The organism is Filimonas effusa, assembly GCF_004118675.1.
Classification (GTDB): Bacteria; Bacteroidota; Bacteroidia; order Chitinophagales; family Chitinophagaceae; genus Filimonas; species Filimonas effusa.
Map to the genome: position 1 here is coordinate 854467 of NZ_SDHZ01000001.1, position 11473 is coordinate 865939.

Genomic DNA, 11473 nt, shown 5'->3' on the forward strand with positions numbered 1-11473 from the left:
TATTTGTGGAAAGCCCGAGTATTTATGTTAATGAAAGTTATGACGAGATGGAAAATGATGGTTGCTGTTCTATTGATTGGAGCATGTTCGACTATGGAATCTTCTGCGCAAAGTATCTCTAACCGGGGGAAGGATTTTTGGGTCAGCTATCCTTTTAACTGGTTTTTCGAGAATAGCAATTCGCAGGAGATGGTACTGTATTTCAGTGCAGAAGAAGATGCTGTTGTTACGCTGACGTCTCATCTTGAAAGCGGCGCTACATGGGAGCGTATTTATAATGTAGCAGCCGGAACTGTTGTGAGTTCTGATGAAATACCCAAAGGCGGTCTTAATGACAGCCGTTTATATGATTATGCTTATCCTGCAGGTAACGGCGGTCAGGGGCTTATAAAAAAGGCTATTCATGTTCATAGCACCACGCCTATTGTTGCTTATGCGCACTATATGGGAAACGCCACTTCCGGTGCTGCCATGTTGCTGCCAGTGGAATCATGGGGACAATCTTATGTTACGCTTAATAATAAAAACTATTTTGGCACCCAGCCGAGTAATACCTATTTCTATATTTCGGCAGCTCATGATAATACTGTTGTAGAGATAACACCAAAGACATCGTCCCGGAATGAGAGGGATTTCAATGGTGGTGCCTCCAGGGCTGCCGGCGTGCCTTTTACAATTACGCTGAATAAGGGACAGAGCTACCAATTTATTGGCAGGAATATGGCTGATGATCTTACAGGCAGCAGAGTAAAAAGTATTGCCAACAGCAGCGGTGTATGTTATCCTGTTGCTGTTTATGCGGGAACCAGCCGTACAACATTGGGTTGCACGGGTAATGGAGGCAGCGGTGATTTTATTATGCAACAGTGTTTTCCTACACAGGCCTGGGGATCAACCTTTTTAACTGTACCGGCCAGTAATGATGCCGGCGCCAATGTTTTAATGACGAATATTTACCGGGTGCTGGTAAAAGATCCTGCTACTGTGGTGAAAAGAAATGGGGTAACCCTCTCCTCGTCGACCCTTGTAAATGGCGATTATTACCAGTTTAATTCAGGAACTCCTGACTTTATAGAGGCAGATAAGCCAATTATGGTGGCGCAGTATTTTCCTTCAACGGGAGCCTGCCCTAATTCTTCGGGTAACGGTGATCCTGAAATGATTTACCTCAGTCCGCGTGAACAAGCTATTAACAGAACAGGATTTTACAGGAACAGGCTGGAGGCTATTACCACCAACTATCTAACGCTTGTTATACCAAACAAGGGCACGGGCTTATCTTCACTGAAGATTGACGGCGTTAATGTTAGCAGCCTGGCATTACCGGCGACGAACCTCTATATCGCACCGCATCCCCAGAATAACGACTATTCAATAGTTGTGAGAAGATGGGTGTCGGCCAGGGCGCAATGTATTGTTGAAAGCGACTCTTCTTTTACGGCTATTACTTATGGCTTAGGCAATGTTGAAAGTTACGGCTATAATGCAGGAACCTATATTAATAATCTTAGTGCGATTAGTGCTATTCATAATACATTGGATCCTGCCAATGCTATGCATGAGTTTACCTGTATCAATTCTCCCGTAAAGATATCGGCCCTGCTGCGTTATCAGCCTACCCGCCTGGAGTGGCGTTTAAGTCCCCTGGCCAGTATCATGAACCCTGCTGCCGATATCGTCAATAATACCCCTGTAGCTGACGGTACTGTGGTTGTTAAAGGAGAAGTACGTTATAAATATACTTTAAGTGGAGACTATTTATTTAATACGCCCGGGGTGCATGAGTTCTCTATTTTCGCAACACACTCCAGTGTTGAAACCTGTGACAATACCGAAGAAGTAAAGTTGTCTATCGAGGTTAAGGCAAAGCCGGAAGTTGATTTTATAGTAAATCACCCTACCGGTTGTTCTTTGGATACGGTATACTTAACCGGTCCTGATAATTCGACTGAAAACTATAGAATAAGAGATTGGAGCTGGACGTTTCCTGCAGGCGCCTCCGCGACAGGTAAGGATACGCTTCATGTTTTTGGAGCAGGAGCAGACCAGCCTATCAAGTTGTCTGTAGTAACCACTGACGGATGCACCTCTGATACAACCAAGCCGATAACTATTTATGCTCCTCCTGTGGTAAGCGTTAGTATGTCTCCAGCAGATGTATGCGGTGGGGCAGATGTTAGTTTTACACCTGCGGTTACTTACCAGGGAACGTCGGCTGTAACAGGCAGCTATTGGGATTTTGGAAATGGTACCATACTGACGCCGTCTAATAGCGATGCGCAAACTGTTAAGTACGAGACTGGTGGTTCCTATACTATACGATATGCGGCAAAGATCTCTGAAACCTGTGTCAGTGATACACTTGATAAGCCTGTTTCTATTTACAATAAGCCCGAGGTGGATATCACTTATCCTGCCGGTTGTTTGCCGGCTGATGGTGTGGTTGACTTTGTGAATAATACAAGCGTATCCGACGCGCAAACAATTACCAGTCATCAATGGAATTTCGGAGATGGCAATGCCACTGCTGCGAATCCCAATACGTCGACACAGGCAAGTCCTTCGCACACCTATACAGCATATGGTAATTATTATGTTACCTATAGTGCGCAAACAGATAAAGGCTGCAGGGTAGATACTATCATCAAGGCAGTTTTTAATCTGACGCCAGTGCTCAGCTATGGCAGTTTTTCTGCGGTATGTGCCGATGTTGCTCCATTTTCGGTGGCTACTGCTTCGGTGACTAATGGAGTGCCAGGTAGTTTTGAATATAGTGGCGCCGGAACCAGCAGTGACGGTACTTTCAATCCTGCTACGGCGGGCCCCGGAACGCATACTATAACGGCAACGTTTACTTCTGATGCCAAATGTGTTGTTATTATAACATCTTCTGTTACCGTAAATGCAGTGCCGGTTACCAGTTTTACCATACCAGTAAACGGCTGCTTACCTTCCAACGGCGAAGTTACTTTTGATAATACTTCAACTATCAGTCCAGCGGAAACATTAACCTGGTCGTGGAATTTTGGGGACGCCAATGCTACTGCCGGCAATGAAAATACGTCTTCCTTGTTTGAGCCTTCACATAAGTACAAGGACGGAACTTATACGATTAGCCTTACGGCAACTTCTGCTTCCGGCTGTGCGAAAGAAACAAGCGTAACTGCTCAGCTTAACGTAACGCCAATAGTTGACTATCCTGCTCTTACTGCAGTTTGTGAAAGTGCGGTTCCTTATTCCATAGCCATTGCAACTGTTAACGGTGCTGTTGTATCGGGAGGGTCTTACAGTGGTAAGGGATTAAGTGTGAATGGCATGTTTGATCCTGCAGCTGCCGGTGCCGGCATACATGAAGTGACTTATTCCTATACAACTGCCGGCGGGTGTAAAGAGGATGCCTCAAGTAGTATAGAAGTATATGCGCGTCCTACTGCTGTCTTTACGATAGATAAGGATCCCTGCAGCGGAGAAGCAATACATGTAGTGCCTGGAGCGCAAACCGGTACTCAAACCTGGAGCTGGAAGATTGGTGGCAATGCTGTTGGTACTTACGCCAATAACAATGCATTTGACATACCTGCGCTTTCGGCGGCGGGAACTTATAAGGTGGAGGTTGCTACAACTAACCCGCTTGGCTGTACTAATGAGGCGAGTGAAAATATTATTGTTCACCCGCTGCCGACAGCAGATTTTAATGTGCCGGTGAAAATATGCGTTCCCGGTTCTGCTACATTTACCAATACGAGCTCAGTAGGGGATAATGCTGCACTGAGTTATGAATGGACTTTCAGTGATGCTCCTTCGACTATTATAAGAGACAAAGATCCTGTTCGCAGCTATACGAGTACCACGAGCCATAGCGCAATACTTAAAGTAACTTCTGCCTATGGATGTCAGGCGAGCAGTTCCGCTAAAACAGTCAGCGACTTTTACCCGGCTCCTACAGCTGATTTCATGATTAATCCTTCCGAAATCTGCCAGGGTGCAGATATCGCTTTTGCCGATGCCAGCACACCCAGTGGTTCAGTGACTGCCTGGAACTGGCAATTCAGCGATGGCGTCACCAGCAATAGCCAATCGCCGGTAAGGAAATTTGACAACGCAGGTACATACAGTGTAAGTCTTACTACCGGGAATGCAGCGGGTTGTTATTCTGTGCCCGTGTCAAAATCTGTTACTGTTCATTTGCAGCCTCAGATAGATGCAGGCAGGTCATTTGTTGCCCTGTTGGGAACCAGTGTGCAGTTTGAGGCTACAGCCAATTCCTCTTTGCTTTCGTTCTCCTGGTCGCCGGCAGTTGGTCTTTCCAATCCTAATACGTTAAGGCCTTCCCTTATTGTAAACACTGATGCTACTTATGTGCTAACTGCGGTGGGTGAATATAATTGTGCGGCCAAAGATTCGCTAACCGTAAAGGTGCTTAGAACTGTTGTCGTTCCCAATGCGTTTTCTCCCAACAACGATCGTGTGAACGACCGGTGGGAGATACCCAACCTGTCTGACTATCCCAATAGCGTGGTTAGCGTTTTCAATCGTTACGGGCAAAAGGTATTTGAATCAAGAGGCTATGCCACTTCGTGGGATGGGCGGAGTAGCGGGAAGGAATTGCCAATGGGAACGTATTACTATATAATAAACCTGGGTGACGGCTCTAAAGCAATGACGGGAGCGGTGACCATAATACGATAATATTTATGATGTATAAAACTTCTGCAATGAGAAATAAATACAAACTGATGCTGTTGGTGCTGGTATTATGTGCTGCCAGGTTGAATGCCCAGGTAGATCCGCATTTTTCCGGTTATTACATTTACCCTTCGTGGTTAAACCCGGCGCTTACGGGTACTTTTGATGGCAGTTACCGGGTGGCTGCTATTTACCGGAATCAGTGGGCCAGTATTAGCGCTCCATTTGAGACGATAGGCGTAAACGGAGAGTTTACGACCGAAAAGAATCTCAATGTCGGCGTTAGCTTGCTGCGCCAGACTGCCGGTGATGGCGGTTATTCGTATACTACAGGTTATGGTTCTGTTTCGTATACCGGGTTAAAGTTTGGTAAGGAAGGCATGCACCGTGTTCATTTTGGTTTGCAGGCTGGGTTTATACAACGGCGTTTTGACCGGAGTAAACTTTCGTTTGGCAGCCAGTGGAATGCGGTAACCGGCTACAATCCTAATCTTACGCCTAATGAAGAGTTAAGCAGAACTTCTGCTGCAGCATTTGATGCCGGAGCCGGCGTTATGTATTTTGATGCTACTCCCGGCAAAAAGCTGAACCTGTTTGGTGGCTTTGCTGCATCACATCTCTCACAGCCTGATGATAAGTTCAGTGCTACCGGTACAGAAAAGGTTCCTGTTCGTTATACTATTCATGCGGGAGCCCGTATTGCAGTTTCAAACGAGTTCAGCATAACGCCTAATGTGCTATACCTGCGGCAGCGCAGTGCCGAAGAAAAAATGATAGGAGCTTATGGTCAATATATCATCAGTGATGAAACTAACCTGATGGGCGGTATCAACTACAGGTTTAAAGACGCGTTCTCTCCTTTCGTAGGGTTTACCTATAAGAATATTATGTTCGGCGCTGCTTATGATGTAAACAATTCTGATCTTGGTAAAATCGTAAATGGCGCTAACAGCTTTGAGTTCTCTATCACCATTATAGGCCTGAAGAAAACTAAGACTCCGGAAGTAGAGTTTGTATGTCCCAGATTGTAAACATTGATCTTTTTCTACGGTAAATAAAATTGTAATGCAATTGATACATCATCCTAAATCAGTTATACTAAGCGTTGCGGTTGCTGCCTGCATCCTGTCAGGAACAATGGCATCTGCACAGCTGGCTGCCGATTACCGGAAAGCAGCCGATAATTATTTCAAACGTGGAGATTATTCTTCTGCCATATCGTACTATGAAAAGTACCTTAACGGCGGAAAGGCGAAGCAGGCGGAGTTTGATCCTTACACATCAAAGATGGCGGGTAAGCAGGTGCCGCCTTCGGATAAACTCCAGGCAGTATACCAGCTGGCGGAAAGCTGGCGTTTGCTGAAAAATTATACCAATGCTGCTCCTTTATATGCCCAGATAGCAGATGATTATAACACCTACCCATTGGGCAGGTATCATTATGCCACTTCGTTACGTGCATTGGGAAAATATTCCGAGGCTGAAAAAGCGCTGAAGGATTTCCTGGCAACTTACACAACAGAAGACCAGTATAAGAAGGCAGCACAGCGGGAAATCCTTAACCTGCAGTTTATACAGGAACAGTTAGGGAGAGGCGCTGCTGCTTATGTAGTGCAACCTGTCAGCGGGGGAAGAACCGGCGCCAGTTATGCGCCGGTTCAGCTGACTCCGGATACTTTGTTGTTTACTGCCACCTGGCCGGATAGCAGCGCTCCTGCAAATAAAGTGCATGTAAACCGGTTGTATAAAGCTGTATTTTCCGAAGGGGCTATTGCTGGTGTGACCAGGGCTAATGAAATTCCTTCAGGCCAGATGCATGAAGGTGTAGCTTCGGTCAGTGCCGATGGTAATACGTTGTATCTTACCCGCTGGTCCGTTAATAAGGATAAAAAGTCGGCTTCTATTTATATCAGTAAAAAGAGTACTGATGGGGTGAAGTGGAGTAATCCTTCGTTGCTGGATACCATTGTAAATACTCCTGGATCCAATACCCAGCAGCCATTCCTGACGCCTGACGGCAAACACCTGCTTTATGCAAGTGACAGACCTGGTGGGCTGGGTGGTTACGATCTGTGGATGGCTGAACTGGATGTGCAGGGGAAACCTGTAAGTACAGTGAACCTGGGAAATGTTATCAATACCAGCTTTAATGAACAGGCTCCCTACTATCATGCGGCTTCTTCAACCCTTGTGTTTGCAACTGACGGCAGAACAGGTATGGGCGGATACGATCTGTTTTATTCCAAAGGAGCTATTGGTTACTGGGGACAGCCTGAGAATTTTGGCTACCCGGTTAACTCAGTTAAAGACGATATGTATTTCGTAAGTTATGGCAAGGGTAAGAAGATACTCGAAAGTGTACTATTGAGTTCTGACCGGGCCGATGTTTGCTGCCTGGAACTATTTCACCTGGCTAAAAAGGATCCGCTGAAACAAGTAATAGGACAGGTTGTAGCCTGTGATACTAAAACTCCGCTTCCGGGAGTGGCGATTACAGTGGTTGATATTGCCAGCGGTAAGCAAGTTTACAGCGGTGCAACGGATGCGGACGGCATTTATTCTTTTACGATAGAATCTGCTACGCCACTTAGCAGTGTGGCAACGCTTAAGGGATATTATACCACTTCCCAATCCATGCAACTTCCTGACGCGGCAGATGAACTGGATAGCCTTGTAAGCACTCCTGTTTGTATGCAGAAAGAAGTGGTTGTAACAGAGAATATCACAGTGCTAAGGAATGTATACTATGAATTTGCCAAAGCTGATATAAGGCCGGAGTCGTTTGCATCGCTTGATGATGTTGTTGATTTCCTGAAAAAGAATACTGACGTAAAAGCGGAGATAGGCGGCCATACGGATAATAAAGGCTCTGATGAACTGAATCTCAGGCTTTCAGAGGCGCGTGCGGTTAATGTGGTGAATTACCTGGTAAGTAAGGGGATTGAAAAGAACCGTTTAATAGCCAAAGGTTATGGAGCTACTCAACCTATAGCGCCTAATGTTAATGAAGATGGTTCTGATAATCCTGAAGGACGCGAAAAGAACAGACGTACTGAAATGAAAATACTGAAGTAGCCTGTTGTTTAATAATTGATCTTAAAATACAACGTGTATGATCCGCAGGTTAATAGCAGGGGTGGTTATAGTGTGTACAGGGCTTACGGGTTATGCTCAGCAAAAGCCGCATTATACACAGTATATATTGAACCAGTATGTGCTGAATCCTGCCCTTACGGGTATTGAAAACTATACTGATGTGAAGTTAAGTCACCGGCAGCAATGGGCTGGTTTGAATGATGCGCCCGTTACGAGTTATTTTACGATCCATGGCGCTTTGAATAAAAAGGATTACCGTACCACTGCCACCTCATTCCAGGTGGATGGTACCAATCCCCGGGGTAATGATTACTGGGCCGATTATACGGCAGCGGCGCCCCATCATGGCATCGGCTTACAGGTGATCAATGATAAGACAGGGCCACTGCGTTATTTCTCGGCTTATGCTACTTATGCTTATCATCTTGGAATAGGACCGCGCACCAGCCTGTCGGCGGGTTTCGGTGCTGGTATTTTTAATGCCAGCCTTGACGCCAATAAGCTGAATTTCGGCAATACGCAGGTGGATCCTGCTGTTTACAATAATGGCGTTGTTAACTCCATCAAGCCCGATCTCATGGCTGGCTTGTATCTCTACGGTGCAGATTATTTCCTCGGCGTATCGGTGCAGCAGCTGATGGGGCAATCCGTTTATTTCTCTTCTAACAAAGTAGGAGGTGGTAATAAAATGACGCCGCATATTTTTGTTACAGCCGGTTACCGTTTTTTGTTGGATGAAGACTGGAATCTGATACCTTCTGTCATGTTGAAATCCGTAAGTCCGTTACCGTTACAGCCTGAGGGAAATGTAAAGTTGCAGTATCGCGACTTTCTCTGGGCAGGTGGCGGCTATCGAAAGGATGATGGCTGGAATATAATGGCCGGCGTGAACATCAGTGGCGCTTTTAATATCGGTTATTCCTATGACCGTACCACTTCTGCATTGAATACTGTTAGCAACGGCAGTCATGAAGTGGTGCTGGGAATATTACTGGGAAACAAATACGGCGACTGGTGCCCCAGAAATGTCTGGTGATCGGAAATACAGATATTTAGACAAACAGGTTTACCCGTCAGGCAGTTTGTATTTGCCTGGCGGGTAAACCTGTTTGCATAGTGATGGGGATTCAGATGTCTGCCAGGTGAAGTTCTATGTTGATACTTGTGCCGTGCTCCATTGCACTGGAGATGTCGAATTTTCCACCCATTCTTCTGATCCGTTCCTGTATTGTTTTAATGCCCATTCCACTTTGCGTAGTGTTGGTATGTGCGGCTGGCATGCCAATGCCATTATCTTCAACTGTAATGCTCAGGCAATCTCCTATAAAGGCTAACTGAACCAGTGCTTCACTGGCGCGTGCATGTTTGATGATATTATGAAGCAGTTCCTGTATAATCCTGTATAACGTTAATTCCAGGTTAGGCCTGAAACGAGGTATTAGTCCCACCGTATCATAATGTACATCTAGCGTATCTGTTTTCCGGATGCTATCGCAAAACGAGCTTGTGGCTATATCGAGTCCTTCCTGTTGCAATACCTCCGGCATCAGGTTGTGAGCTGTTTTGCGTAGCTCGTCATAGGCGTTTTCGAGCAGCAGCAAAATATGTTTGAATTCTCCGGATTGTGTATTTACCTGGTGCGTTTTAAGCGCTGCGCCCAGTTGCATCCGAATAGCTCCGAGTAAGCCGCCTATGCCATCATGAAGTTCGTTAGCCAGCCTGTTCCTCTCTTTTTCTTCTCCGTCTATCATTGCCTGAAGTAAGGCTATGTCTTTCTCCTGTTGCATTTGCAACGCATCCAGCTTTTGTTTATGGATGGCTTGCCTGCGTAATAAAACACCGGTTAGTATTATCAGCAGCGTTGTGGCCAGGGTTCCCCCGATCCATAACTTTTGCGATTTAATCTTATTGTCTTTACTTGTGAGCGCCAGTTCTTTTTCGGTCAGTATTTTGTTGCGTTCCGCCATCTGGTATTTCATTTCCATCTGGCTGATGGTTTGTATACTTTTATGAACGGAAATGCTATCACGTATATCAGAGTTGGCTTTCTGGTGTTCCCAGGCAAGTTTGTAATTTCCTATGCCGCTATATGCTTCGGACAGAATTTCATGCCCGGCGCTTTGTGTTGAAGGGCCTTGTGTTTCCGCCGCCAGGAGGGCCGGTAATGCAGCATCTATGGCAGCCTGGTATTTGTGTTGCATATTATAGGCTTCACCAAGGTTGTAACGGGAGCTTATGTAAAGGTTTGAATCTAGGCCTCCGTCTTCTTTAAACTTTTGCAGTGCTTTATGAGAGTATAAAATAGCGCTGTCCGGCATTTTCTGTATCAGAAACATACGGGCTATGTTGGTGTAAGTGGCTGTTACAGATGAAGAAAGAACTGCCATGTCGGGATGTTTAGCCAATGCTATAAACCGGTGATAGTGGAAACGTGCAGAATCGAACCGGTGCATCAGGTAGTGAATGTGTCCTTTACTTAGTATTATTTTACCTAGGGTAATATTATTTTTCACCTCCAGTTGTTCCGCTTTATTTAAATAGGCGTTGGCAGTAGCCACATACTTGTCATCCGGCCGTTGTTCTTCAGGATCTTCATTTAAATTCAACCAGAACAAGATCAGCTGGGAGTAAACATTTACCAGTATATCCGGGTCTTTGATATGAGATGCGTCTATTTCATCCAATGCCCTGTAGTAGTACCAGGCGGCAGAATCATTGCGTTCAAGAAAGAGGTAGCGGTAAGCGATAGCGCTATATATATTAACAGCTGTGTTTCTGCCACTTATTGTATTGTCGCAGTAGTAGAGTGCAGCCTGTAAGGCTGCAATGGCTTTTGCGTTTTGATTGTGGATATGGTAAAACACACCCAGGTCGGTAAGACTTTTTAAGATACCCCTGTTATAGTTTAAAGAAAGGCTGCTTTTGAGAGAGAGGTAGAGTTTCCGGATAGCGCTGTCGGGCGCGCTTTCGAGCAGTGATCTGGCAGATTTCAGCTCCTTCTGAATAGCGTTTGAATCGCGTAATAGCTGGTGTTCCGGAAAAATAGGGCCGTTCTCTAAAGTGGCTGTTTGTGCAAAAGTTCGGGTGCTGCAATAAATTACAAGAAAAAACAGCGTTGCGAACCTGGCAAATCCGGAGCAGGCTATACAGCGGTATTTCATAGTTACTCTCATGCGTTAGTTTATTCGTTAGTTTCCTCTAAGTTAAAAAAACTAGTACTTACCCTAGTATTTTTAATTCATTCCAATGTTAATTTTGGAAACAGAGAGATGAAAATAAATCTCATTAGCCTGATCGTTCCTTACAATCAGGTGAGACCAGAACTGCAATTTTAAAAATATTTGTGAGAAGTGTTGTTGACCATGATTTATTTTTTTTAATCTTATTGTTACGCTGCGTGCCCGAAACTGGCAAGACTAACCGATTATGAACTGAAAAGAACCTGGCATCCGTAACGTTTTAATTTGTACCCCGCTACTTCAAAAAAATGAATTGTTAATTACTTCGTTTTATTAGCTAACAATATTCTGTGAAACCGAACAGCCGTTAAGAAGATAAAATATTGTAAATCATTGATGTGGATGAATGCCTTCTGCAAAGAAAGGTGTTTGTTGTTTGCTGTGATGTTGAGCTGCTGAGCTTGGCAAAAGGCGTTTTGCGCCAATTGCTGTGGCCGCTTATGTTTTTGTGT

The 11473-nt window shown here is 45.1% G+C and carries 5 protein-coding genes; 4 read left to right on the forward strand and 1 reads right to left on the reverse strand.

Annotation, left to right across the window (positions count from 1 at the left end; all coding sequences use genetic code 11):
* The first annotated feature begins 39 nt into the window (after nucleotides 1-39).
* The 4 genes from ESB13_RS03205 to ESB13_RS03220 are packed head-to-tail and all read left to right on the forward strand — an operon-like array spanning nucleotide 40 to nucleotide 8818.
* Nucleotides 40-4689 carry a PKD domain-containing protein gene (locus ESB13_RS03205; protein ID WP_164974080.1) on the forward strand — a complete coding sequence of 1550 codons (4650 nt, stop codon included), beginning with the start codon at nucleotides 40-42 and terminating at the stop codon, nucleotides 4687-4689.
* Between the two features lie 26 nt (nucleotides 4690-4715).
* Nucleotides 4716-5717, forward strand: a complete 1002-nt coding sequence (locus ESB13_RS03210) for a PorP/SprF family type IX secretion system membrane protein (RefSeq protein ID WP_129001586.1) — start codon at nucleotides 4716-4718, stop codon at nucleotides 5715-5717.
* Between the two features lie 34 nt (nucleotides 5718-5751).
* Nucleotides 5752-7761, forward strand: a complete 2010-nt coding sequence (locus ESB13_RS03215) for an OmpA family protein (protein ID WP_246022427.1) — start codon at nucleotides 5752-5754, stop codon at nucleotides 7759-7761.
* Between the two features lie 37 nt (nucleotides 7762-7798).
* Nucleotides 7799-8818: a PorP/SprF family type IX secretion system membrane protein gene (locus tag ESB13_RS03220; protein WP_129001587.1), complete on the forward strand. Its 1020-nt coding sequence runs from the start codon at nucleotides 7799-7801 to the stop codon at nucleotides 8816-8818.
* 91 nt (nucleotides 8819-8909) lie between these two features.
* Here ESB13_RS03220 and ESB13_RS03225 read toward each other — a convergent pair whose 3' ends face one another.
* Nucleotides 8910-10955 carry a tetratricopeptide repeat-containing sensor histidine kinase gene (locus ESB13_RS03225; protein WP_129001588.1) on the reverse strand — a complete coding sequence of 682 codons (2046 nt, stop codon included), beginning with the start codon at nucleotides 10953-10955 and terminating at the stop codon, nucleotides 8910-8912.
* Between the last annotated feature and the right edge of the window lie 518 nt (nucleotides 10956-11473).